General features: G+C 63.1%; 26 protein-coding genes. 13 read left to right on the top strand and 13 right to left on the bottom strand.

Features of this window, described 5'->3' with window-relative positions; all coding sequences use genetic code 11:
• Nucleotides 1–27: 27 nt before the first annotated feature.
• Both ACVZUB_RS26155 and ACVZUB_RS26150 read right to left on the bottom strand, forming a co-directional pair.
• Nucleotides 28–594, bottom strand: a complete 567-nt coding sequence (locus tag ACVZUB_RS26155) for a nucleotidyltransferase family protein (protein ID WP_037128704.1) — start codon at nucleotides 592–594, stop codon at nucleotides 28–30.
• Nucleotides 595–596: 2 nt separating this feature from the next.
• Nucleotides 597–1,439: an alpha/beta hydrolase gene (locus tag ACVZUB_RS26150; protein WP_037128701.1), complete on the bottom strand. Its 843-nt coding sequence runs from the start codon at nucleotides 1,437–1,439 to the stop codon at nucleotides 597–599.
• 146 nt (nucleotides 1,440–1,585) lie between these two features.
• Between ACVZUB_RS26150 and ACVZUB_RS26145 the strand changes: the two genes are divergently transcribed.
• Together ACVZUB_RS26145 and ACVZUB_RS26140 are read left to right on the top strand one after the other, a co-directional pair.
• Nucleotides 1,586–2,695, top strand: a complete 1,110-nt coding sequence (locus tag ACVZUB_RS26145) for a DUF6670 family protein (RefSeq protein ID WP_064073889.1) — start codon at nucleotides 1,586–1,588, stop codon at nucleotides 2,693–2,695.
• Between the two features lie 18 nt (nucleotides 2,696–2,713).
• Nucleotides 2,714–3,289 carry a P-loop NTPase family protein gene (locus ACVZUB_RS26140; RefSeq protein WP_064073890.1) on the top strand — a complete coding sequence of 192 codons (576 nt, stop codon included), beginning with the start codon at nucleotides 2,714–2,716 and terminating at the stop codon, nucleotides 3,287–3,289.
• Here the strand turns inward: ACVZUB_RS26140 and ACVZUB_RS26135 are convergent.
• Together ACVZUB_RS26135 and ACVZUB_RS26130 are read right to left on the bottom strand one after the other, a co-directional pair.
• On the bottom strand, nucleotides 3,272–3,916 hold the full coding sequence (locus tag ACVZUB_RS26135; protein WP_063316032.1) for a formylglycine-generating enzyme family protein: 645 nt from the start codon (nucleotides 3,914–3,916) through the stop codon (nucleotides 3,272–3,274). The two genes, ACVZUB_RS26140 and ACVZUB_RS26135, sit on opposite strands and share 18 nt — an antisense overlap.
• A 26-nt stretch (nucleotides 3,917–3,942) precedes the next feature.
• Nucleotides 3,943–5,463, bottom strand: a complete 1,521-nt coding sequence (locus tag ACVZUB_RS26130) for a PucR family transcriptional regulator (protein WP_223257826.1) — start codon at nucleotides 5,461–5,463, stop codon at nucleotides 3,943–3,945.
• A 175-nt stretch (nucleotides 5,464–5,638) separates the two neighbouring features.
• Here ACVZUB_RS26130 and ACVZUB_RS26125 point away from each other — a divergent pair, with 175 nt between their 5' ends.
• Together ACVZUB_RS26125 and codB are read left to right on the top strand one after the other, a co-directional pair.
• A complete protein-coding gene (locus ACVZUB_RS26125) occupies nucleotides 5,639–6,103 on the top strand; it encodes a nucleoside deaminase (protein WP_003940577.1) in 465 nt (154 codons plus the stop codon).
• A complete protein-coding gene (gene codB / locus ACVZUB_RS26120; protein ID WP_063315722.1) occupies nucleotides 6,100–7,431 on the top strand; it encodes a cytosine permease in 1,332 nt (443 codons plus the stop codon). The genes ACVZUB_RS26125 and codB overlap by 4 nt, the downstream gene beginning before the upstream one ends.
• A 94-nt stretch (nucleotides 7,432–7,525) precedes the next feature.
• Here codB and ACVZUB_RS26115 read toward each other — a convergent pair whose 3' ends face one another.
• Entirely contained in the window at nucleotides 7,526–8,377 is an 852-nt protein-coding gene (locus ACVZUB_RS26115) for a mechanosensitive ion channel family protein (protein WP_007729990.1), read from the bottom strand.
• An 80-nt stretch (nucleotides 8,378–8,457) separates the two neighbouring features.
• Between ACVZUB_RS26115 and ACVZUB_RS26110 the strand changes: the two genes are divergently transcribed.
• The 4 genes from ACVZUB_RS26110 to ACVZUB_RS26095 all read left to right on the top strand — a co-directional run bounded on the left by ACVZUB_RS26110 (nucleotide 8,458) and on the right by ACVZUB_RS26095 (nucleotide 12,185).
• Nucleotides 8,458–9,096, top strand: a complete 639-nt coding sequence (locus ACVZUB_RS26110; RefSeq protein WP_003939783.1) for a DUF2461 domain-containing protein — start codon at nucleotides 8,458–8,460, stop codon at nucleotides 9,094–9,096.
• Between the two features lie 428 nt (nucleotides 9,097–9,524).
• The gene (locus tag ACVZUB_RS26105) at nucleotides 9,525–10,517 is read left to right on the top strand and encodes an ABC transporter substrate-binding protein (RefSeq protein ID WP_007729992.1); all 993 of its coding nucleotides are present in this window, start codon (nucleotides 9,525–9,527) and stop codon (nucleotides 10,515–10,517) included.
• Between the two features lie 83 nt (nucleotides 10,518–10,600).
• Nucleotides 10,601–11,386 carry an alpha/beta fold hydrolase gene (locus tag ACVZUB_RS26100; RefSeq protein WP_482627888.1) on the top strand — a complete coding sequence of 262 codons (786 nt, stop codon included), beginning with the start codon at nucleotides 10,601–10,603 and terminating at the stop codon, nucleotides 11,384–11,386.
• A 70-nt stretch (nucleotides 11,387–11,456) separates the two neighbouring features.
• Nucleotides 11,457–12,185, top strand: a complete 729-nt coding sequence (locus ACVZUB_RS26095) for a Clp protease N-terminal domain-containing protein (RefSeq protein WP_482627887.1) — start codon at nucleotides 11,457–11,459, stop codon at nucleotides 12,183–12,185.
• Between the two features lie 69 nt (nucleotides 12,186–12,254).
• Here the strand turns inward: ACVZUB_RS26095 and ACVZUB_RS26090 are convergent, their stop codons facing one another.
• Nucleotides 12,255–12,458: a cold-shock protein gene (locus tag ACVZUB_RS26090; RefSeq protein WP_003939930.1), complete on the bottom strand. Its 204-nt coding sequence runs from the start codon at nucleotides 12,456–12,458 to the stop codon at nucleotides 12,255–12,257.
• Between the two features lie 346 nt (nucleotides 12,459–12,804).
• Here ACVZUB_RS26090 and ACVZUB_RS26085 point away from each other — a divergent pair, with 346 nt between their 5' ends.
• Nucleotides 12,805–13,854: an ABC transporter substrate-binding protein gene (locus tag ACVZUB_RS26085; protein WP_223304582.1), complete on the top strand. Its 1,050-nt coding sequence runs from the start codon at nucleotides 12,805–12,807 to the stop codon at nucleotides 13,852–13,854.
• 46 nt (nucleotides 13,855–13,900) lie between these two features.
• Nucleotides 13,901–14,620, top strand: coding sequence for a dienelactone hydrolase family protein (locus tag ACVZUB_RS26080; protein ID WP_058226622.1), 720 nt, complete (start codon nucleotides 13,901–13,903; stop codon nucleotides 14,618–14,620).
• Here the strand turns inward: ACVZUB_RS26080 and ACVZUB_RS26075 are convergent, their stop codons facing one another.
• On the bottom strand, nucleotides 14,621–15,346 hold the full coding sequence (locus tag ACVZUB_RS26075) for an SDR family NAD(P)-dependent oxidoreductase (protein WP_058226621.1): 726 nt from the start codon (nucleotides 15,344–15,346) through the stop codon (nucleotides 14,621–14,623). It abuts the gene before it with no gap.
• Nucleotides 15,347–15,418: 72 nt separating this feature from the next.
• Between ACVZUB_RS26075 and ACVZUB_RS26070 the strand changes: the two genes are divergently transcribed.
• A complete protein-coding gene (locus ACVZUB_RS26070; RefSeq protein WP_232329925.1) occupies nucleotides 15,419–15,958 on the top strand; it encodes a MarR family winged helix-turn-helix transcriptional regulator in 540 nt (179 codons plus the stop codon).
• On the opposite strand, the gene ACVZUB_RS26065 is transcribed toward ACVZUB_RS26070, so the two are convergent.
• The 6 genes from ACVZUB_RS26065 to pcaH are packed head-to-tail and all read right to left on the bottom strand — an operon-like array spanning nucleotide 15,959 to nucleotide 21,887.
• The gene (locus ACVZUB_RS26065; protein ID WP_030536550.1) at nucleotides 15,959–17,170 is read right to left on the bottom strand and encodes an acetyl-CoA C-acetyltransferase; all 1,212 of its coding nucleotides are present in this window, start codon (nucleotides 17,168–17,170) and stop codon (nucleotides 15,959–15,961) included.
• A gap of 24 nt (nucleotides 17,171–17,194) precedes the next feature.
• Nucleotides 17,195–18,019, bottom strand: a complete 825-nt coding sequence (locus ACVZUB_RS26060; RefSeq protein WP_007730008.1) for an IclR family transcriptional regulator domain-containing protein — start codon at nucleotides 18,017–18,019, stop codon at nucleotides 17,195–17,197.
• Nucleotides 18,016–19,197: a bifunctional 3-oxoadipate enol-lactonase/4-carboxymuconolactone decarboxylase PcaDC gene (gene pcaDC, locus ACVZUB_RS26055; RefSeq protein WP_218695750.1), complete on the bottom strand. Its 1,182-nt coding sequence runs from the start codon at nucleotides 19,195–19,197 to the stop codon at nucleotides 18,016–18,018. Before pcaDC ends, ACVZUB_RS26060 begins: the two co-directional genes overlap by 4 nt.
• Complete coding sequence (gene pcaB, locus ACVZUB_RS26050) at nucleotides 19,194–20,522, bottom strand: 3-carboxy-cis,cis-muconate cycloisomerase (protein WP_218695751.1); 1,329 nt, start codon at nucleotides 20,520–20,522, stop codon at nucleotides 19,194–19,196. Before pcaB ends, pcaDC begins: the two co-directional genes overlap by 4 nt.
• An 11-nt stretch (nucleotides 20,523–20,533) precedes the next feature.
• Nucleotides 20,534–21,175 carry a protocatechuate 3,4-dioxygenase subunit alpha gene (gene pcaG, locus ACVZUB_RS26045; RefSeq protein WP_042446987.1) on the bottom strand — a complete coding sequence of 214 codons (642 nt, stop codon included), beginning with the start codon at nucleotides 21,173–21,175 and terminating at the stop codon, nucleotides 20,534–20,536.
• Nucleotides 21,168–21,887: a protocatechuate 3,4-dioxygenase subunit beta gene (gene pcaH / locus ACVZUB_RS26040; protein ID WP_007730015.1), complete on the bottom strand. Its 720-nt coding sequence runs from the start codon at nucleotides 21,885–21,887 to the stop codon at nucleotides 21,168–21,170. The genes pcaG and pcaH overlap by 8 nt, the downstream gene beginning before the upstream one ends.
• A 171-nt stretch (nucleotides 21,888–22,058) precedes the next feature.
• Here pcaH and ACVZUB_RS26035 point away from each other — a divergent pair, with 171 nt between their 5' ends.
• On the top strand, nucleotides 22,059–22,805 hold the full coding sequence (locus tag ACVZUB_RS26035; RefSeq protein WP_007730016.1) for a CoA transferase subunit A: 747 nt from the start codon (nucleotides 22,059–22,061) through the stop codon (nucleotides 22,803–22,805).
• Nucleotides 22,802–23,449: a CoA transferase subunit B gene (locus ACVZUB_RS26030; RefSeq protein WP_007730017.1), complete on the top strand. Its 648-nt coding sequence runs from the start codon at nucleotides 22,802–22,804 to the stop codon at nucleotides 23,447–23,449. Before ACVZUB_RS26035 ends, ACVZUB_RS26030 begins: the two co-directional genes overlap by 4 nt.
• Nucleotides 23,450–23,461 lie beyond the last annotated feature (12 nt).

The raw sequence follows: 23,461 nt of genomic DNA, 5'->3' as shown, positions 1-23,461 counted from the left end.
CACCACCTGGAGGATTGTGACGTGCGATCAGGCTTCGGGGTAGTCGACGTCGACGCCGCTGCTGAGGTCGCTGCACTCCACCAACTCGACCCCGTGTTCGCGTAGGTAGGTGTTGGCGCCGCCGTCCCCGGTGAGTGACTTTGCAAGCGTCGGCCAGTGATCGCGTCCGATCAGGACGGGATGGCCGGGACGGCCGTGAAAGACAGCTCTTCGCAGTATGTTTCGTGATGGGGAGCTGTGACCCACGATCCGCGTCACGGTGTCTGCGTTGAGGTCCGGGACGTCGACCAGGGAGATCGCTGCCGCATCTGCGTCGTCGATTCGCATGGCGGCTTCGAGTCCGCAGCGCAGTGACGCGCTCATTCCGTGTTGCCAATCCGATATCACCACAATGACATCGGTGGTGGGCAGTAGTTCGAGGGCGTCCTCTGCCTGCGCGCCGAGCACCACGATGACCGGTGAGAGGCCTGCGGACTGCAGTGTCGTCACCCCGTGGTGGAGCCAAGACTGACCCTCGGTGTTTGTGACGAGCGCTTTGGGTTTGCCCATGCGGGATCCGGCCCCTGCCGCCAGCAGGATCCCGCACGTAGACATGACTATGCTCCGGTGACCCGCGGACGCAGCCACTCGACCAGATCGTTCAGAACTTCTTCCTGCTCAGGCTCGTTGAAGATCTCGTGGTACAGGCCGTCGTACACCTTCAAGGTGACATCCGAAGAGCCGGCCAGATCTGCGACGAGCTTGCTGCCGGCCGGGTCCGTCAAACGGTCGTCCGAGCCGTGTTGAAGCAGTACGGGAATGGTGAGCGAGGGCAGCCGCGCCGGGAAGCCTTCCGCGGCGGTGATCATGCCGCGCGCGATGCCGGCGGGAACCTTGCCGTGGTGAACCAGCGGGTCGGCGTTGTACTTGTCGACGACCTTCTGATCACGCGATACGGCAGCAGCTTCCAGGTTCTCGACGGGCACGTCCGGGAGGTATTTGCCGACGATCTTGCCCAGCTGCATCACGATCTTCGGAGTGCCGGTTGCGATGATCACCGCAGGTCCGGACAGGGCGAGGGCTTTGAGATCGGCCTGATGGTCGAGGGCGTAGGAAAGGGCGATCGCGCCGCCCATGCTGTGCCCGAGCAGGAACTTGTCCTTGCCGGGATGTGCCGCCGTCACGATCGAGAACAACGTGTGGACGTCGTCGGTGAAGTCGGAGAATTCCTTGAGGTGAACGCGCTTGCCGCCAGAGCGTCCGTGCCCGCGATGGTCGGGTGCGTACACGATGAGCCCGAGTTCCCCGAGCCGCGCAGCAACATGGTCGTAGCGCCTCGCGTGTTCGCCGAGTCCGTGGCACAGGACGAGAACCCCGGTGGGTTCGCGGTCCGGTGTCCACACGTCGTAGACGATCTTGGTGCCGGCCACTCCGGTGAACGACGACTCTTCGTGCTGCATTGTTGCGCCCTCTCTGCGACCGGTTCCGGTACGCGGATTCTCACATGCTATTCGCCGCGTGCGCAGGGCGCGGGTGTTCAGGGTGTGAGGTCGTCGAGGAAAATTCGACACTTGTTTGTTACGTCTGGTTACATTAACTTAGGGGCGTGACCGGACAAACCGTTGATCGTTCCGACCCTGTTCCCGCCACCCGCTCGCGCCGATTGTGGCGACCCGCGGTTCGGGCCTTGCTGGACGGCGCGCTACCGCTGATCGACAAGCGAATGGCGGAATCGGTACGCCCGTTCGATCGGCCCGACATGATGCGTCCGCACCTGGCTTCGCGGAAGTTCGCGTGGACGCACTACGGGATCTTCGTTCCCCGGCTGCCAGGGCCTCTCCGTTACCTCAACACCATGACGTTGATCGGTGCAACCGGGACGGTGGTGTTCGACAACGACTATCTCGCTGCACCAGACGCGCGAAACACCGCAACCGTGCTGAGTTCCACCGCAGCGCCGGGCCATCACTTCTACCGGGCGTACGACGCTGCCGATGAGTGTGCATTCGAAGAAGATGGTTCGCGAATCGCCTTCGGTGACAACCTGATCATCGAGAACAGCTATCCGAACTTCCGTGTCACCGGGCGATACGACTCATTCGACGTCGATCTCGAGATCGTGGCAACGGACCAAGCGTCGTGGTTCGTGCGTAATCCCGTCTACGACCACGTCAGTCTGCTGGCACAGTGCTCCGGAACAATTGCGAGTCCGGATGGACCGGTGAGTATTTCGGCTCCGTGCACCGTCGAGTACGCGCGGTGCATGACACCGCAATCGTTGACTCGCCGCGCGCTTCCCGAGTCGTGGAAGCTCCCGGCCGACTTTTTCACCTACCAGATCGTTCAACTGGACGACCGGCATCAGTTGTTGCTCACCGATGTTCGAGCGTCAGGCGTTACGGCGTGCAAGCTCGCCTACATTCGGACTGTCGACGGTAGTGCGAAGGTCTTCGACGACGTCGAGTTCGACGTGCTCGAGTACGCCGACGCATTGCACGTCGACCCACAGGGTCGCGAGATGCGTGTGCCGCGCGTACTGCGTTGGCAGGTGCGCGATTACGGTAGGACGGTCGTGGAGTTCGAGGCCGAGATCGACTCGGAGTGGCGCTACGGTCACGGCAAGGGATACGTCGGCGCGTACACCTACCGGGGAAGCTTCGACGGTGCGTCGATCAACGGCACCGGTTACATCGAATGGGTGGACTGCGAAGTGTAAGGCCCCTAGGGTGTATCGGTGCCTTTCGTAGACCCCGCCGCGCTGACGATTCGTCCGCAGAAGATCCTTGTCGCGGGGACTTCCGGTGCCGGAAAGACGACTCTCGCCGGTCGAATCGGGCGGCTTCTCGAGATCGAACACACTGAGCTGGACTCGCTGTTCCACGGGCCCGGCTGGATTCCGCTCGACAGTTTCGAAACCGAAGTACGACGCTTTTCCAGCGAGCCGGCCTGGGTGACCGAGTGGCAGTACGGTGCGGTGCGTCGACTTCTGGCCGAGCGTGCGGACCTGATGCTGTGGTTGGATCTGCCTCGGCGGACGGTGATGCGCCAGGTGATCACACGAACCGTGCGTCGGCGATTGCAGCGAGAGGTGTTGTGGAATCGCAACATGGAGCCGCCACTGCACACCATTCTGTTCGATCCGGATCACGTGGTGCGCTGGGCCTGGCGAACCGACGGACGCAACGAGGAGCGAATGGCCACGGTCCTTGTCGATGTGCCGTCGTTGCCGATAGTTCGGCTTCGCAGTCGAGAAGAGATCGAGGCTGTGCTCGAAGTCCTCGGCCGTCTGCCCTCAGATCGTCTGAGCTAGGCGAAATCCCAAGTCGTCGATAGCAAACGTCGGGTGGCTTCGCCTCCTTACGGTAGCGCCACAACCGCGCTCACTTTCGGCCCAACTGCCGCCGCGGAAGATCCGGTACGTGCCGTACACCTCGGGGTCGTAGAGATCCCAGCACCATTCCCAGACATTGCCGATCATGTCGTACAGGCCCCAGTTGTTGGGTGTCTTGGTTCCGACGGGATGCGCTCTACCCTCTGAATTGTCGCTGTACCAGGCAATCTCGTCGATCTCGCCGTAGCGGTAGCCGGAGGTGCCAGCCTTGCATGCGTACTGCCACTCGGCCTCGGTGGCGAGCCGGTAGCCAGTTGCGCCCCGGTCCCACTGCGGAGAATCGGTGTCGACGTCTCGATATGCGGGTGTCAGACCGTCCGCGGCCGAAAGTGTGTTGCAGGTTGCGATGGCGTCCTTCCATGAAAGGTCGACCGCTGGTTTGCTCGAATCGTCCGACGAATCTCCGTGAAGCAGCGCCCTGGTGGTGAGATGGCTTGCGAGGCGGAAGGATTCGACTTTCGAGGTCCACGAAGTACCTTTGCGGTCGTCCCGAAGGTGCACCTCGCCGGCAGGGATCTCGATCATCAACTCCGCTGCTCCGGTCATTCGTTCATCATCGCAGAGGTTGTCGCTCACCCGGGGAGACGCTCGAACGCTGCTTGTGGATCAAGGCCGGTGCGCATGCGCCATGCGGTCAGCGCAAGCCCGAGGCAGACCACCTGTGCCGGATCGTCGAGGGAAACACCCATCAGCTTCTCGATACGCGTGAGCCGTGCATAAAGCGACTGACGCCGAATGCCGAGGAAATCCGCGGTTCTCGCCTTGCCGCCCCGATGTGCGAGGTACGCGTCGAGCGTTCGGACGAGGTCGGCGGAATGTGCTGTGTCGTAAGCGATCAGCGAACCGAGTTGCTCCGTGACGAACGAGGACAAGGAAGCGGGCGTCGTGCCGGCGGCGAGCAGTCGTTGGACGCCGACGTCCCTGGCGAGGATCACTCCGGTCCGGGTGCCGAAACGCCGTGCGATCTGGACGACTTCGCGAGCTTGCGCGACCGCCGCACCGACGCCCGACAGATCCTCGACCGGCGTCGCCACTCCGAGCGTGCGTACCGCGGAACCGCCCGGCCCGCGGCGTAGCAGCTCGTCGGCTTCGGTGAACGCAGTCCGCACTCGAGCGGGGGATGCGGACGCCCACCCATGCGCGAGCACGATGACGTGATTGGCCGCAGTCCCGACGACACAGGAGCCGAGCACGGCCCGTACGGCGTCGCGTACTTGGTCAGCGAGCTCTCGAACCGGCGTTTGCCGATCGATGTCGACAGCGGCGACGAGGACGTGGTGCCCCTCCGACAACGGCGTCCACCCGGCGGCTGTCAGTCGCTCGGACAAGTCGCCGTGCGATGTGAGCACACCGCCCACCACGTCGGTGATCACCGATTGGGCGAGTGACTGTCTTGGGCCGAGATCGCCGTGACGGCCGAGTTCCAGAGCTACCGCGACGGCGGCGCAGTTTGCGACGGCGGTTCGGCGTGTGGTTGCCGGCCCGCACAGGACAAGTCGACCGAGTGAGTTCGTCGGGCCGCGTACGTCGTGGATAGTGCGTTCGGTCTCGGATCGCTCTGCGCCGGTTGTGCTGCGCTCGACGGTTCTGCCATCCGCGTCGAGCAGATCGACGCCGCACCCCGCGAGTCGTGACACCTTGTCGAGCAGCGCGGTCATGCCCTGGCCTGCAACCACGAGACTCAGAAGTTCTTGCCAGACAGGCTCGCCCGCTTGCGCCGAACCGAGAGTGCGGCGGAGCATGAGGTCGTGAAAGTCTTCGACCATCCGCTCGAAGGGCACTACTGCGTGCAGGGCCAAGAACGCGAGTCCCCGTCGGCGCGAAGCTTCGACGAGTTCGGGAGGGGCCGTGAGGAACGAGCGCCCGACTTCCATCGCGAGTGCGACGCATCCCGCGTCCGCCAATTGGTCGATGTAGGCGGTGAGCTGCTCGGGAGATCGCCCGTGCAGACCGAGGCCCGTGGTCAGAAGGACCTCACCTCCGGACAGCAGCCCACCCATCTCGTACACCTCGGACGAATGGACCCAGCGGACCACCGCGGTATCGACGTCGCCCGCGAGCACCTCGATTGCGGCGGCCTTGAACGAGGGCATCGCAAGAACTTGTCGCAGAGTCGGGAGCATTTCTATATCGTCCGCCGAGGGGGCACTTCGTCATAGAGCTAGTTCTGCCGAACTGACAGGTTGTCCCTTGTCGGGCTGTTACCACCGTGGTCGGATTGTGACACGAGCCACAATCGACGATTTTGGTCAGACTCCAGGAGCGCACATGAATCATCCGGCACACACCGATGAGTATTTTCTCGGACTTGCGATCGAACAGGCGAAGATCGGTTGGGAGGAGGGCGGCGTGCCGATCGGCGCGGCGCTGATTCACCGGGGCGAGGTTCTCGCAGTCGGACGTAACCGTCGGGTCCAGATGAACAGCGCCATCCGTCATGGCGAGACCGACTGCATCGAGCGCGCCGGACGACTGCCGGCCTCGGTGTATCGCGAGTGTGTCCTCTACACGACTTTGTCGCCGTGCTTCATGTGCGCCGGAACTGCGCGCCTGTACGAGATCCCTCGAATCGTGGTCGGCGAAAATCGTTCGTTCGAGGCGTCGGAGGAATGGTTGCGCAGCAGCGGAATTCAGGTCGACGTCGTCGACGACGCGGAGTGTGTGGCACTGATGGACCGCATGCTGGCCGAGCGCCCGAGCCTGTGGCTCGAAGACATCGGCGAAGTTGTATGAGCAGCGCCGTCGAACCTGCCACGGTCGCAGGCGATTCGGAGAGCGCAGGCCCCCCGATCGATCCAGACTATCCCGTCACTCCGGTTCCGCTTCATGCACGAAAGCCGTTCTTCTCGCTCGCAGTCGTGTTGTTGGGGTTCACCATCTTCACGCCGACGATGTTGGCCGGAGCAGCGCTCGGTACCGCGTTCTCGTTCTGGAAACTGATGGTGGTGATCGCCGCCGGATCCGCCATCTTGGGGGTCTACGTCGCCATGATGGGGTTCGTCGGAGCCCGAACCGGACTGACTACAGTTGTGATGGCGCGCTACAGTTTCGGCACTCGCGGGTCCAAGCTCGCTTCGATCCTGCTGGGCGGTACTCAGATCGGCTGGTACGGAGTCATCATCGGCACGATCGGTGATCTCACCGCGCAGGCATTGGGCTGGGAGTCCTATCTCGCGCGGGCGTCGGTGATGATCGCGGCGAGCATCTTGATGTGCGTCACCGCCTGCTACGGCTACCGCGGAATGTACTGGGTTTCGCTCGTCTCGACGCCCTTGATCCTGGCGTTGGCCTGCTGGGTCGTGTTCCGGTCCCTCGAAGAGGTCGGTGGATTCTCCGGCCTGGTCTCGGTTCAACCGCAGACGACCATGACGATCGCGCTCGCAATCACCACTGTCGTCGGCACGTTTGTATCGGCGGGAACGCAAGCGCCCAACTGGACCAGATTTGCTCGCTCCGGATCACAAGCGGTGTGGGCCTGCGTTATCGGGTTCCTCCTCGGAAACGGATTGATGATCCTGTTCGGCGCCATCGGAGCCATCACGTTCCACGAGGGTGACTTCGTGTTGATCCTCTACAACCTCGGGCTTGTCGGCTGGGGCCTGGTCTTGCTGTTCGGAAACCTCTGGAAGAGCAACGCAGACACCGCATACGCCTTCGGAGTGGCCGGTGCCGAACTGTTCAGAAAGCCTCGCAAGACCCCGTTCGTCATCGGTGGATGTGTGATCGGCACGGCGCTCGCTCTGACCGGTGTGCACAACCATCTGGTCGACTACCTGAGTCTGCTCGGAACTTTCATCCCGCCATTGGGCGGCGTGATCATCGCTGACTTCCTGTGCCGGTGGCGGCGAGGCATTCCCGAGGGATACACCCCGCAGCCGGTCCACTGGCGAAACCTGGCCGTCTATGCCGTCGCAGCGTTCCTCGCTTGGCTTTCCGGTGAGTTCGAGGTGGGAATCCCACCGCTGATCGGAATCGTGGTAGCCATTGCTCTGACGATGTTCCTGCACAAGGCGTTTGGCAACAGATCGGCAGATCGGGAGGTCTCGACCTCCACCGTCTGAATCATGCTTCAGGCACCAGCGAGCCCCCGGCGGTATCGACCGCGCCGGGGGCTCGCGTAATTGATGGAAAGGGTAGACGATTCCGTCTCAACCGTCAGCGCAGAACAGGCAGGTAAGGTGCCTCGATTCCCTGCTCTTCGAACGCAGTCAGCGCCGAGCGCGCAAATGCGCGCTGGACTGCCCATTGGCGCCCAGGCTTGACCTGCGCCGTCACTCGAATGGTAATTGCCTCGGCAGTAACCGAATTGACTCCCAGCATCTCCGGCTTGTCGATCATGTCCGCCCTGATCGGTTCGGACTCTGCCGCCTCGAGGACAGCTCGCGTCGCCACCTCACACGCTTTGTGCACGTTCGCATTGTGGGCGATCGGGAGATCGAGAACTGCAGTGGCGTAACCCTGACTCATGTTGCCCACTCGCAGGATTTCGCCGTTGCGGCAATACCACAAGGTGCCGTTGACATCTCGAATCGTGGTGACGCGCAGGCCCACTGTTTCGACGGTGCCGACCGCGTCGCCGAGATCGACGACGTCGCCGACACCGTACTGATCCTCGAGCAACATGAAGATGCCGGAGAGGAAGTCACGCACCAGGTTTTGTGCACCGAAACCGATGGCAAGGCCGATGACGCCGGCGGATGCGATGAACGGCGCGACGTTGATCCCGAGGATGCCGAGAATCTGCAGCACACACCAGACCAGGATGACGATGGACACCGTCGATTTGAGTACCGAACCGATGGTCCGGGCTCGCTGCGATCTGCGCTCGTTCACCTTGGCGTTCGGAGACTTGCGAGGCTTCGACATTCGATCGATCCCGCGGTGCAGTGCGAAGCGCAGAACGACTGCGAGTGCCACGTAGATCGCGATCTCGACGGGTCGGTGAATCAACCAGTCTCGGTTGGTATCGGTCAGTTCCCATGCTTGTATTTCGGAAATCATCTCCATACAGTCTACGGATTCGGGCCGATCCGGGCATCGGTGCAGGGCAGACGGTCCAAAGCCGAACAGGCAGCTAGGCTTACGCCATGGCTGCGTTCACTGGCATACCCGTTGCTGCACTCGACTTCTACGAAGACCTGGAAGCCGACAACAGCAAGACCTGGTGGGCAGCGCACAAGGAGACGTACGACGAAGTGGTTCGTCGTCCGATGGCGTCGTTGACCGCGGCGTTGGAGGACGAATTCGGCACGGCCAAGCTCTTTCGGCCGTATCGTGACGTTCGATTCTCGAAGGACAAGATCCCGTACAAGACGCACCAGGGAGCGTTCGTCGGTCTCGCCGAGAGCTGTGGCTACTACGTGCAGATCGACGCGGCAGGGTTGATGGTGGCCGGTGGTTTCTACGCCAGCAGTTCGGAGACCATCGCGCGTTATCGTGCGGCTGTCGACGACGACGTTCGAGGGCCGGAGCTCGAGAAGATCCTGGCCTCCGTCGAGAAGGCCGGATTCACGATCGGCGGCGACAAGCTCAAGACGGCGCCTCGCGGATACACGGTCGATCACCCGCGGATCGAATTGCTGCGTCACAAGTCGCTGACCGCTGGTCGTAGTTACCCAAGCCCGTCGTGGCTAGACAGCGCCAGGACATTGAAGGAAGTTCGCACAGCGTGGCGCGCACTGACGCCTTTGGTCGAATGGTCCGGACAGGTGCTCGGACCGAACTGACCGTCCGACAGAAAAGTGTGACGTAGCCGTAGGAGAGTTCACCTCGAGTTCATCAAAACTCGAGACGCCTGGGGCTAGCGTGGTGTGTGTAACCGAAAGTTTCGGCCCCGCTTCGAGTCGCAGCGCCGCAGTTCGAAGCCATTTTCTCTCGATCGACATCGTGAACAACCCGTGTCAGTGGAGACCATCATGGCTATGTTTCTCGCCCTCGTCCTGATCATCTCGGTCCTCGGAATCGTCGGCACCTACCTCGCGTTCAGTGCGGTCTACTTCGTCGAGATGCGCAAACTCGACAAGTAAGGGGTGCGAATTGGCCTGATTCGACTATTTCTGGGCCGATCGCGACGACCCTCCCTGCGTACGCTGTTAGGGCATCCTTATCCGCTCGCAACAGTGGATGATTCATTTCTTTTGGAGGTTCGACACGCATGCCCGCTCAATCCACGCTCTTGCTTCCCGAGGGTTACTCCGACAACCGCCTCGTCTCGGATCTCACTCGTCGGCAATTCGGCTTCGGCGCCGGAATCGCCGGACTGGGCGCGTTCCTGGCGGCGTGCGGTGACAGCGGAAGCAGTTCGGGCGAAACCGAAATGCGTTCCGTGACGACACCTCTCGGAACGTACGACATTCCTGTCAATCCGAAGAGAGTTGTCGCGATCGACTCTCGGCTCGACCTCGAACCTGCTGTAGCTCTGGAACTTCCGCTCGTCGGCTACACGTACGCCCAGGCGACACCGTGGGTGCCTATCGATTCGTCGGTACCGTTCCTGTCGGAGATCCCCAACCGCGAGCAGATCTTGGCGCTCGAGCCCGACCTGATCGTGTGCCTGAACTACGAGAGCGAGTGGTGGCCGGTGGCCGAGATGTCCACCATCGCACCGGTTCTGACGACAGAGTTCACCGACGACTGGCGCACAAACCTCTCGCGGTTGTCGGGCTGGCTCGGTCGAACGGCCACACTCGATCGATTGACGCTCGACTACGACAATCTGATTTCCGACATCCGCAGTCGTCATGCCGAGAAGATTGCGTCCAAGACCGTCGCCAGTGTCTCGTTCATGCCGGACACGAACACGCTGTACGTCACGAGCATCCGTACCTCCGAGAAGGGCGACAAGCCCAGCGACATGACGCTCGGCGACATCGGTGGCAAAACCGCCACCTCGGAGGGGCTCGATCCCGAGGGCGGCGTCAGCCTCGAAGGCCTCGACGTGCTGGCCGGCGTCGACGGCTTCATGATCACCGAGAACGAGGACAGTGCCGCGTACCAGGCATTGGTGGCGAGCAAGCTGTGGCAGCGACTCCCGGCAGTGCAGGCGGGCAACGTCACCAGTCTGGGTGGCTCTACGTTCTACGGTTCGATCTACACGATTTCGTACGTGGCACAGGGTTGGGATGCCCTGTACAACAAGATCAGCTGAAGCCTCTGCCGACCGGACCGATGAGTTTAGGTAACGCGGGCGGTCTAATCAGGTAGGCATTGACCAGACCTGAGGAGATCGACGTGCAAACAGAGCAATCCCCAGCGGTAGTGCAATCCCGCGACGGTACGACCATCGCATACGAACGCTCCGGTGCCGGACCAGCAGTGGTCCTGGTCGCCGGAGCGTTCTGCGACCGCGGATGGTTCGATTCCCTGGCTGCAGAGTTGGCGGCGGACTTCACGGTGTACTCGTACGACAGGCGCGGACGCGGGGACAGCGGTGACAGTCGCGCGTTCTCGATCGACGCCGAGGTGGAGGACTTGCGGGCGGTCGTCGCTGCCACCGGTGAAACACCGCTCGTTTACGGATTGTCGTCGGGTGCCGCGCTGGCTTTGGAGGCCGCTGCGCAGGCCGTTCCGATGCGTAAGCTCGCCGTCTACGAGGCGCCGTACATGGACGACGACCAGCGTGACGAGACTGCCCAAAGTGACCTGGAGCGATTGATTGCGGGCGGCGACAGGGAAGGTGCTGTGACGCGTTTTCTGGATCTGACCGGCGCGTCTCCGGAGATGGTCGACGAGATCAAGCGGAGTGCCGATTGGCCCGACATGTGCGCCATCGCGCACACCTTGCCTTACGACGTCGCGGTGTGTGATCACGGCTGCGAGTCGCTCGATTGGCTGGCCTCGATTACCGTCCTCACGTTGGTCATGTACGGCGGTGGCAGTGGTCAATGGGCGCCTGCTTCGGCAATGCGAATTGCCGCACAAGTCTCGGGGACAAAGACTCTGGAGATCCCCGGTCAGGGCCACGGCGTCGCCGACGACGCTATTGTCCCGGCTCTGCGTGAATTCTTTTCCGGCTGAGCACTGGGCGGCGAAAACGATCGTCAACCTAGGGTTGACGCTTTCGATTGCGTCAACCTATGGTTGACGCATGAGCAAACCAGTGGAAATGACCAACACGGTTCGACTCGACGACCTCATCGACGCGATCAAGAAGGTGCACACCGATGCTCTCGACCAACTCTCCGACGCCGTGATTGCCGCTGATCATCTCGGTGAAGTTGCCGATCACCTGATCGGCCACTTCGTCGACCAGGCGCGCAGGTCGGGAGCGTCGTGGACGGAGATCGGCGCGAGCATGGGTGTCTCGAAGCAGGCTGCGCAGAAGCGTTTTGTTCCCAAGGCGCCGAGTGATCAGAAGCCGATGGATCCGAACGAAGGGTTCAACCGGTTCACTCCCCGGGCGAAGAACGTCGTCATGGCCTCGCAGAACGAAGCCCGCGCCGCCGGTAACGCAGAGATCCGGCCGGAGCACCTGCTCCTGGGGCTCGTCGAGGAGCCTGCCGGGTTGGCTGCGAAGGCGATAGTGGCGCAGGGGGTGGAGCTCGGATCCGTCCGAGCTGCAGTGGCCGGTGTACTACCGGCTCCGACTTCCGAACTACCAGAACTCATTCCGTACGACGCTCGTGCGCGCAAGGTCCTGGAACTGACGTTCCGTGAGGCTCTTCGCCTGGGCCACAACTACATCGGAACCGAGCACATCCTGCTCGCACTGCTCGAACTCGAAGACGGATCAGGTGTTCTGGCTGATCTCGGAATCTCGAAGTCGGTGGCGGAGTCGAACATCGTTGGAGCGTTGGCCGTCATTCAGGATCAGTGATTCAGAGGTGAATCCGATGCAGAAGAGGGCCGCACCCTTGCGGGTGCGGCCCTCTTCTTGTGTCACTGATCAGACAGCGCGCACATTGGTGGCCTGAGGACCCTTCTGGCCCTGGCCAACCTCGAACTCCACACGCTGGTTCTCGTCGAGCGACTTGTAGCCGTTGCCCGAGATTTCAGAGTAATGAACGAACACGTCCGGTGTTCCGTCGTCGGGAGCGATGAAACCAAAGCCCTTTTCGCCGTTGAACCACTTCACGATGCCCTGTGCCATACCGATACTCCCTACAAACTCGATCCGGGCCCTCACATCGAAGTCCCGATCTCGATATGTCTATCCTCCCACGCCGCGCAAGTCGAACGGTGGGCGACGTGCAAAAGACGGTAATTCGGAAGCTTTCGAGGAGGGAATGGCAACTGATCTTCGACTGATTTTCGACGCTGGAGCGACCCGATCGCAGAAGGCAGGGACTGGTGGCTCGCCCAACTGCCTGCGGTGATAGATCAGCGGGAATGTACTTGTCCGCTCGAGAACGGTCCATTTTTATCGCTCCGATCTCTCGGAATCGCAAACGTAGGAACCCTATGGAAGATGAGGGTGGGCTAACCTCTCTTTCGCTGTGCCCTCGGCGCGCGCAGCAGTCGCCGAGAAGGAGAGTGCATACATGTACGGAACGATTTGTGAATCCACGACGTCTGAACTTGTGGACCAGCTCAGTCGCCGCGGGTTCTTCGGGGTCGGCGCACTGGCGGCGGCCGCCATCCTTGCGGGGTGTTCGACTACATCAGATGCTTCTGATGCCGGCGAACAACGTGAGGTGATCAATGCGCTCGGAACCACCACGATCTCGGGAAAGCCGGAAAGGATCGTTGTTGCCAGCGACTTCACGGATCTGGAATTCCTGCTCTCGCTCGGCGTTCACCCAGTCGCCTACGGCAACACAGGATCGTGGGACCGCGGTTCACTGCCTTGGCAGAGCACCGCGGGAATAGCCGACCTCGAAAGCTTCGGCACCACAGGCGAAATCAACCCGGAAATCATCGCGCGCTACTCGCCGGACCTCATCATCGGAATGAAGACTTATCTCGAACCTGCAGCCGAGAGGCTCAGTCAGATCGCTCCGGTCATCGCGCTGGACTGGACCACCTCGTGGCGTGACGGCGTCGCCACGGTCGGGCAGGCCGCATTTGTCGACGAGGCTGCTGCTGCAGCGATCGCCCGGACCGACGCTCTGATCTCCGACACCGCAGCTTCCCTGAACGGCTTGGGTGGCAAGACGATCATGATCGGCTCGATGTACGGCGATCAGTTGTATGTGCAGGGGGATGCCAGTGCGCCCGGGGTTCTGCTGCGCGAACTCGGACTCGACTATCGCGGATACAACGCCGAGCAGATGACTGCGCTGTCGATGGAGCAGGCGGAGGTACTCGCACCCGCAGACATTTTGCTCAGCCTCGCTTCTGATCAGGAAGCGACGACGAGGTTGGAGAACTTCGCAGTTTTCCAGAACCTCCCCGCGGTGAAGGCGCGAGCCTATGCGCCGGTCGAACTTCTGCTCTCGAATGCCTTTGTCGACAATTTCGGTCCACTGAGCGCGCCGTACGCCTTGCCGCAGCTCGCCGAGGTCTTGACCGGGCTTGCGGCGGGCCAGGGAAAACAACTCCCCTGACCTCGCTTCTGAGCGTACGGACCCTGCGTCGGCCTAGCATCGAAACATGGTGGACATAGATCTGACGGGCCGCGCCGCAGTAGTCGGCGGATCACAACCGCTGCGAGCGATACTCGAAACCCCCACTACCCCCGGCCCGTGGCCGGGGGTAGTGATGATTCACGAGGCCTTCGGGCTCGAGGAGGTGATGCAGCGGCAAGCCAAGCGGCTGGCCGCTGCGGGATTCCTGACGCTCGCTGTCGACCTCTACAGCGCGGGCGGGGCGAAGCGGTGCCTAGTGCCCACCATGACGTCGATGCTTCGAGGACACGGCAAGGCGTTCACCGACATCGAAGTCGCTCGCAGTTGGCTGGTGGAATCCCGGGACTGCACCGGAAAGATCGGTGTCATCGGATTCTGCATGGGCGGCGGCTTCGCGCTGGTCAGCGCCGGAGATTTCGACGCTGCCTCGGTCAATTACGGTCAGCTTCCACGCAAACTCGATGAGGCCGTGGTGGATGCGTGCCCGATCGTCGGGAGTTTCGGAGGCAAGGACTTTTCGCTCCGGGGTGCTGCAGCGAAGCTGGAGACGGCGCTCAGCAATGCCGGTATCGAGAACGACGTCAAGGAGTACCCCACCGCCGGCCACGCGTTCCTCAACGACGCGGAGGCCGGACCCAAGGTGCTTCGTCCTTTGGAGCGCATTCTCGGAATCGGTCCCGATCCTGTTGCAGCACAGGATGCCTGGAAGCGAATCGACTCGTTCTTCGAGCGCCACCTGGCGTGATCAGCGACTGGTTCTCTCGCCGCCGTTGACTGCCAATACCTGACCGGTGATCTGCCGGGCACCCGGTGAGGCCAAGAAATGGACGGCTGATGCGATGTCGTCCGGGGTTCCGGCGCGCTTGGTGCTGGTGGATTCGATCAGCATCGCGCGACGCTCGTCCGTCAGAAAGTCCCGGAAGAACTCGGTGTCGGCGATGTAACCGGGGGAGACGATGTTCGCGGTGATGCCTTCTGGGCCCAGTTCGGCGGCCAGATCGATATTCCACGTGGCAACTGCTGCTTTGGCAGCGCCGTACGCTCCAGCTCCCTTGTCGGCGGCAATCGATCCGATGGTGATGACGGCACCGCCACTGGGGATTCGATCTCGAACTGCTGCTGTGGTCAACACTGCCGAGATCAGATTGGAGTCCAGATTGGCCCGCCACCCGGCGGCCAGGGATTCCAGATCTGACGGCGCTTCGCGATCGAAGTCCGTGTTGCCGCCGGCGCAGTGCACCACGACGTCGATGGTTCCCGGAAGTGAATCCTGCAGCCGCTTCAGGTCTTTCGGGTCGGAGTTGTCACACGTCAAGGCGTGAACATTATCGCCCAACTCCTCCGCGGTCTTTTCGAGTGTTTCCGTGCGTCGGCCGGTGACAAAAACTGTGTCTCCGTCTCGGGCGAACGCCGCTGCAACTGCGCGTCCGATCCCTGTTCCGCCGCCGGTTACCAGAACTGTGCGTGTCATGCCTACCTCCGTGAGCTACGTTTAGACCTATACGAAGAACGTATCATTTAGAGCTAAACGAGGTGTGCAGTGGTGGGCGACTACAACCCGGACGACGCGGTGGACGCGGTCGCGTTGGCCTGGCTTCGCGAAAGGCCGGGCACGCCGGTAGAGGGCATCGGCATCGTGACCAGGCTGTGGATGTGCGCCAAGCTGCTCGGTGAGGATCGCCGACGGGTACTCGCCTCGGCCGGTGCGGACACCGCGACGCTGGACCTGCTCAGTGTCCTGCGGCGATCCGGCGAGCCGTATCAGTTGACGACTCGCCAGATCACCGAGCAGACCGGAGTCACGGCCGGTGCGATCTCGCAGCGACTCGCGCGCGCGGAGAATGCGGGTCTGGTGGAGAGGTCTTCCGCCGCGGAAGGGTCACGAATAGTGCTCGTGACCCTCACTGCCGCCGGTCACGAACTGGTGGAGCAATTGGTGGACCGAGTCCTCGGCCGTGAAGCCGGACTGACGTCGATTCTCACCGAGCAGCAGCAGGCCGAACTCACCGACCTGCTGCGTGTCTTTCTCGACGGCCTACGCGGCGAACTCGGTGACTCCGGCGTCCCGCACGTCGGGGCTTGATCAGGACAGGCGCTCGAAGACCGCAGCCAGGCCCTGCCCGCCGCCGATGCACATCGTCTCGAGGCCGTAACGCGCTTCGCGACGGTCCATCTCGCGCAACAGGGTGGCCAGGATTCGTCCACCCGTAGCTCCGACCGGATGTCCGAGGGAGATGCCGGAGCCGTTGGGGTTGATGCGTGGGTCGTCGGCCTCGAGATTCCAGCTCTGCAGGACTGCAAGTGCTTGTGCCGCAAAGGCTTCGTTGAGTTCGATGACGTCCATGTCCGCCAGGGTCAATCCGAGGCGGCCGAGTGCCTTCTCCGACGCCGGTACGGGGCCGATGCCCATGGTGCGCGGCGGAACGCCCGCAACGCTCCAACTCGCGAGGCGTGCGAGCGGTCGCAGTCCGAGGGTACGAGCTTTGTCGGCGGTGGTGACGATCGCCAGTGCTGCGCCGTCGTTCTGACCGCTGGCATTACCTGCAGTCACGGTGGAGTCGGGGTCGATCTTTGCGCGCATGGGACGAAGGCGCGCAAGCGATTCCATCGAGGTGTCGGCGCGTGGATGCTCGTCGGTGTCGACGAGCAGGGCCTCGCCCTTGCGCTGCGGAACGGATACCGGAACGATTTCTTCGGCGAAGACGCCGTTCTTCTGTGCGGCGACTGCACGCTGATGGGATTGAACCGCGAGTGCATCTTGATCCTCGCGGCTGATGGAGAACTCGGCGCGCAGGTTCTCTGCCGTTTCGATCATTCCGCCGGGAACCGGGAAGTCACGTCCGCCGGCTGTGACGCGGGCCCGCGCGAGACGATCGCTGAGCGCAACTCCTTCACCCTTGACGCCCCAACGCATTCCGGTTGCGTAGAACTCGGCCTGGCTCATCGACTCGGCACCGCCCGCGAGGACCAGGTCACTGCCACCGGACTGAACCTGCATGACGGCCTGGATGACTGCCTGTAATCCCGACCCGCACCGGCGATCCACCTGCATGCCGGGAACATCGATGCCCAGACCCGCGTTGAGCGCCGCGATGCGTCCGATCGCCGGAGCCTCACCGTTCGGCGAAGCCTGGCCGAGAATGACGTCGTCGATCTCCGCGCCGGAAATGCCGGTACGCGTGACGAGTTCGGTGATCAGCGTCGAGGCGAGATCTTCCGGGGCTACGTCACGGAAGACACCGCCGAAGCGGCCGACAGGGGTACGGAGCGGTTCACAGATGACAACGTCAGGCATTGGTTCTTCCTTGGGTCTGCTCGGTCAGCGGGTGGCAGCCGAGTGATTGTTGGACGACTGAGTACGTCCGAGATCGACGGAGATGGCGTCCGCGGTGGCGACTGCGGCCGGAACCAGTTCACCGCGAACAGCTTCGGCGCTGTAGCGGGCGGCTTGGGTGGAGATGTTGACGGCCGCGACCACGTCACCGGTCGCGTCCCGGATGGGTGCGGCGAGCGAGCGCAGACCCTCTTCGAGTTCCTGATCGACAATCGCGAACCCGTCGGCGCGAATCTTCTCGAGTTCGGCACGCAGTCCGTCGGCGGTGGAGATGGTCTTGCCGGTCAGGCGGGCGAAGGACACTCGGGCGAGGTAGGCGTCCAGTGCGTCGTCCGGCAAGCCTGCGAGCAGAACTCGACCCATGGATGTGGCGTACGCGGGAAAGCGCGTGCCGATGGTGATGGACACCGTCATGATGCGGCTGACCGGAACACGAGCCACGTACACGACGTCGTCACCGTCGAGGATCGACACGGACGTGGATTCACGGACCTTGGCGGACAAGGCTTCCAGATGCGGCCCGGCGATCTCGGGAAGGGACAGACTGGAGAGGTAGCTGTAGCCGAGTTCGAGGACACGGGGCGTCAACCAGAACACCGAACCGTCAGTACGTACGTATTCGAGTTCGACGAGTGTGAGCAGGAAGCGGCGAGCGGTCGCACGCGTGAGATCGGTGTGCCTGGCAACCTCGCTGAGGGTGCGACGCGGGTGCTCACCGTCGAAAGCCTTGATGACGGAAAGCCCACGGGCCAGCGACTGCACGTAGTCCGGGGACGGTCCCGGCGCCTGCTCGCTGCTGTTCTCACTCATGTTGTCTCGTTCTCCTCAGGTTCGGCCGAGAGGTCCGCGAGTGCTTGCTTTCCCAGCGCAAAAGCCAAGTTGCTGTTCGGCACACCCGCGTAGACCGCGGTATGGAGAAATACTTCCACGAGTTCGTCGGGATCGATCCCGGCACGCAGCGCAGCGCGAATGTGCATGTCGAGTTCGTGTTCGTTGCCGACGGCGGTGAGGATCGCGAGAGTGAGGAGCCTGCGGGTGTGGTGATCGAGGCCGGGGCGCGACCAGATGTCACCCCACGCCGTGCGAGTGATGAAGTCCTGGAAAGGGGCGGTGAACTCGGTGGCACCGGCAATGGAACGGTCGACGTGGGCGTCGCCGAGCACCTGGCGTCGTACGGTCATGCCGGCCGACACCGCGGCGCTACGTTGGGCGAGCGCAGATGTGTGCGAGGCAATATGCGTTGCAAGTAGTTTGGTGACGCGCCCGGCTTGTTCGACGTTGGCCAGGTGTGCGCCCGGATCGACCACGTGCAGTACCGCATCGGCGATGCCGTCGGCGATCGCACCCAACGTCGACGGAGGCGTCGCCGGATCCTGCTCGCCCGCGACGAGGAGCGTCGGAGCGACGATGCGGGCCAGGTCGTTGCGGCCGTCCCACGTCGAAAGCGCCTCGCAGCAGGCGGCATAGCCCTCGTCGGGTGTGGCTTCGACCATCGCGACGTGGCGGGCGACAAGCTCCGGATCGTTTTCGGCCAGTCCCGGCGTGAACCAGCGTCCGACGACGGCGGCCGCGATGGACGCGATGCCGTCCGCACGGACAGCCTGCGCACGATCGATCCACGGTTGAGCCGGGGCGAACTGCGAGGACGTGCACATCAACGTCAACGTCTCGACGCGAGTGGGGTGGTGCGCGGCGATCCATTGGCTGACAGCGCCGCCGAGGGAGAGCCCGACGAGATGTACGGACTCGAGTTCGAGCGAATCGAGGAGAGCGATGACATCGCCGGCGAGATCGGCAATTGAGTAGGGGCCCGTAGCCACCGGTGACTTGCCGTGGCCGCGATGGTCGACGGCGATGACGCGGTAGCGATTCGACAGCGCGTGAATCTGCGGCTGCCACATGGACAGATCGGATCCGAGTGAACCCAGGAGAACCACTGCCGGGGCATCGAGATTGCCGGTCTGTTGAAAGTTGAGCGCGACGCTCATCGAGATCCTCCTGTGGAGCGTTCGGCGAGGGCGCGGTCGACCAGATCGGTGGCGTGGCCCAGATAGTGTGCGGGGTCGAGTAGTTCGGCGATCTCGGTTTCGCTCAGGTGCTCTGCGATGGCGGGATCACGATCCAATCTGGTTCCGGAAGTGGCTGCCGCGGTGACGATGTCGCGCGCTCGATCAGTGTGTGCGGACAGGGCCTTGGTGACACGCTCGGCGAGAATCAGGCCACCGGTGATGTCGAGATTGCGAGCCATCGACTCGGTGTGTACTTGCAGGCCGGTGAGGCTCACGGAAAGCTGGTGCGCCGCTCCGCCTGCCAGACGCAGGAGATCGGTGACGGTTTCCCACTCGGCGTGCCAGGGGCCTGCGGCGCGAGCGAATTCGTGATCCATGTTCGACAGGGCTGTGGCCACCAGCGCGGGAGCACGTCGCGCTGCCGCGCGGGCGGTGATCGCGGCAACCGGATTCTGCTTGTGCGGCATGGCCGAAGAGCCGCCCGGAGCGCTCTCGGCGACCTCGGACAGTTCGGTGGACGCCATGACGGAGATGTCGGTGGCGGGCTTGGAAACGGCGCCGGCGACGATACCGAGTGTGGTCGCGAGTTCTGCGATGGTCACGCGGTCGGTGTGCCACGGAGTGACCTGCCTGGCCAGACCGAGTTCGTCGGCCAGCGCGTCGGCGATCCTGAGCCCGTCGGGATACAACGCAGCGAGTGTTCCTGCGGCTCCGCCGAACTGAACCGGCAACGTGGACAGCACGATCTCGAGGCGAATCGCTGCGGCGTCGAGTGCCGTGAACCAACTCGATGCCAGAAGGCCGAAAGTGGTCGGAAGTGCTTGCTGGCCCAGAGTTCTCGCGACCATCGGAGTGGAGCGATGGAGGCGGGCGAGGTGGGCGGCGGAATCGGCGGCGCGCGTCAGGTCGGCCAGAACCACCGCGCCCGCGCGTCGCGTCAACAGCATCAGCGCACAGTCCATGATGTCCTGGCTGGTGGCTCCCGGATGCACCACGGAGGCAGGCACACCTTCCTGTCCCACCCTTTCGCGAAGCGTCTTCACCAGCGGAATGACGGGATTTCCACCGGCTGCCGACGCCCGGCCGAGCGCCACGATGTCCAGACCACCCGGTTGTGAGAGTTCGGCCGCAGCAGCAGCCACCGCGGCGCAATGTTCCCCGTCCGCCAATCCGACGGTGGCCATCGCACAACTCAGTGCGGCCTCCACGTCGAGCAACGCGGTGACCCACGCCTGGTCGGACAGGTGCTCCGATACGCGGGTGGCCCCGAACACCGGGTCGAACAGTGCGCCGCGAGTGGGCATGTGTACTCCTCTTACAGCTCGAAGAAGGGCGTCTCGACGCCGTTCGCGTCCTCGTCCTGAACATAGACCGTCCAGGAGTACCCACCGTCGACCTTGGTTGCAACCAGCTTCGCGCGTTCGGTTTCGCTCAGTGAGGACAGCACCGGATCTGTTGCGTGTGCGTCGGCGTCTTCGGGGAAGTACAAGCGGGTGACCAGGCGGTCGAGCATGCCGCGAGCGAAGACCGACACGTTCACGTGTGGGGCCTCGTCCGCATCCGTTTCAGTGGGCTGCGCACCGGGCTTGACAGTGTGGACCAATGCAGTGCCCGTGGGATCCGCTGCGCTGCGGGCGAATCCGCGAAAACCAGCCGGAGTGAGCTCCACTGCGCCACGGGGATCGTCCGGATGGTTGAAGCGTCCGAGCGTATCGGCCTGCCATGTTTCGATCATCGCGTCGGCGACGGGTGTACGGGCGCCGTCGATCACCGTGATGGCCAGCGTGATTCGTCCGGGGGCATCGGCGGGAGCGGCGTCGGGGCCGTCCGTCCAGGGGAGGCCGATGTGCCAGTACGGCCCGACGGTCTGAGAGGGCGTGACACCGAAGGGGGCGGTGGTGAAGTCGCCGGGGACGACCGGATAAGTGGGTGCGGGCTTCGCGGTGTGATCAGTCATCGTGGTCTTCCTCGTTCTCGAATACGGAGGCGTTACGGCCGCGCAGGACGATGTCGAAGCGGAACCCGAGAGCCCAGTTGGGGACTGTGGCGTCGTAGTCGAAGACGCTGACCATGCGGTGACGTGCTGCTTCGGGTACCGCGTTGTAGATCGGGTCCTGGAAGAACATCGGATCGTCGGGGAAGTACATCTGCGTCACGAGGCGCTGCGTGAATGCCGTGCCGAACAGCGAGAAATGGATGTGGGCCGGTCGCCAGGCGTTGTCGTGGTTCATCCACGGGTAGGCGCCCGGCTTGATCGTGGTGAAGCTGTAGTGGCCGTTCGCGTCGGTGACGCAGCGACCCAGGCCGTTGAAGAACGGATCCAGCGGCGCGGGCCAGTTGTCGCCGGTGTGGCGGTAGCGTCCACCTGCGTTGGCCTGCCATACCTCGAGCAGTGTGTGGGGGACGGGTTTTCCGTCGCCGTCGAGTACGCGGCCGTGAACGACGATGCGCTGTCCCTGTGCTTCGCCGCCGTTGGCAATGGTCAGGTCGTTTTCGCCGGCGCCGACGCGATCCTCGCCGAATACCGGCCCGGTGAGCTCCGTGAGCCGCTGGGGGAGCAGCTTCAGCGGCTGCTTCGGGTGGCGAAGGGAAGTCGTCTTGTAGTCCGCGAAATCGGCCGGGGCGTTGACGCCAGTCGGCCGCTGGTACCTCGGCGGTAGATGCAGCATAGGGAACCTCGTCGTTCGGTTACGTGAAGTTGTTCGCAATGTGTACATGTGTTGCGCTCTGCGAACAGAATAGTTCGTAGATGTGACCCAGGCAATGCCGGGGGCGAAAAATGTTCGTTATGCGGACGGGGGTTCACAATACGTACGGGTCGCGCTACTGTGATCGACATGATGGACAAAGTCATTCCCACTGCTGCCGAGGCCGTCGCCGACGTGCCGGACGGCGTCACGATCGCTGTTGGAGGTTTCGGGCTCGTCGGAGTGCCGGAAATCCTCATCGATGCGCTCCTCGAGCAGGGCGCGACATCACTCGAAACGGTGAGCAACAACTGCGGCACCGACGGGTTCGGGCTCGGAGTGCTTCTTGAGAAGGGGCGTATCCGTCGTACTGTCAGCTCGTACGTCGGCTCCAACAAGGAGTTCGCGCGTCAGTACCTTTCCGGTGAGCTGGAAGTCGAACTCACGCCGCAGGGCACGCTCGCCGAGCGCATGCGCGCCGGGGGAGCGGGCATCCCCGCGTTCTTCACCCCGGCCGGCGTCGGCACCCAGGTCGCCGACGGCGGCCTGCCACTGCGTTACGACGGTAACGGCGGCATCGCAGTTGCCAGTCCGCCCAAGGAAACTCGTGACTTCGACGGCGTCACCTACGTGATGGAGCGCGGCATCGTCGCCGACTATGCACTGGTCCATGCCTGGAAAGGTGACCGGCACGGCAACCTCGTCTACCGCGCGAGTACCCAGAACTTCAATCCGGCTGCAGCAACGTCGGGGCGCATCACCATTGCGCAGGTCGAGCACCTCGTAGAGCCGGGTGAGCTCGACCCCGCCGAGATCCACACGCCGGGCATTCACGTTCAGCGTGTTGTCCACGTCGGCCCCGTGACGGTCGGCATCGAGAATCGGACGGTACGAGCATGACTTCTGTACTACCCACCAAACTCACCCGCGAAGAGATGGCGGCCCGCGTCGCGCGCGAACTCGAGGACGGGCAGTACGTGAACCTCGGCATCGGTATGCCGACGCTGGTTCCGAACTACCTCCCGACCGATATCACCGTTGTATTGCACTCGGAGAACGGCGTTCTGGGCGTGGGGCCGTACCCGACCGAGGACGAACTCGATCCCGAGCTGATCAATGCGGGCAAGGAGACCATCACCGTTCTCCCCGGTGCGTCGTTCTTCGACTCCTCAGCGTCGTTCGGCATGATCCGCGGCGGCCAGGTCGACGTTGCCGTGCTCGGTGCCATGCAGGTCAGTGCCACCGGAGACCTCGCGAACTGGATGATCCCCGGCCACATGGTCAAAGGCATGGGCGGCGCGATGGATCTGGTCCACGGCGCAAAGCGCGTCATCGTGATGATGGAGCACGTCTCGAAGAAGGGTGAGCACAAGATCGTCGAGGAGTGCTCGCTTCCGCTGACCGGTAAGGGCTGCGTCCAGCGAATCATCACCGACATGGCCGTGATCGACGTGACTGACGACGGTCTCCGCCTGGTGGAGACGGCGCCGGGCATCAGCGTCGAGGACGTGGTTGCTGCTACCGGAGCGAAACTGATTCTTTGACAGTCTGTTTCA

This window comes from Rhodococcus sp. OS5 (assembly GCF_056837585.1).
The sequence above is the reverse complement of the archived record's forward strand: the minus strand, read 5'-3'. Positions and strand labels throughout refer to the sequence as shown.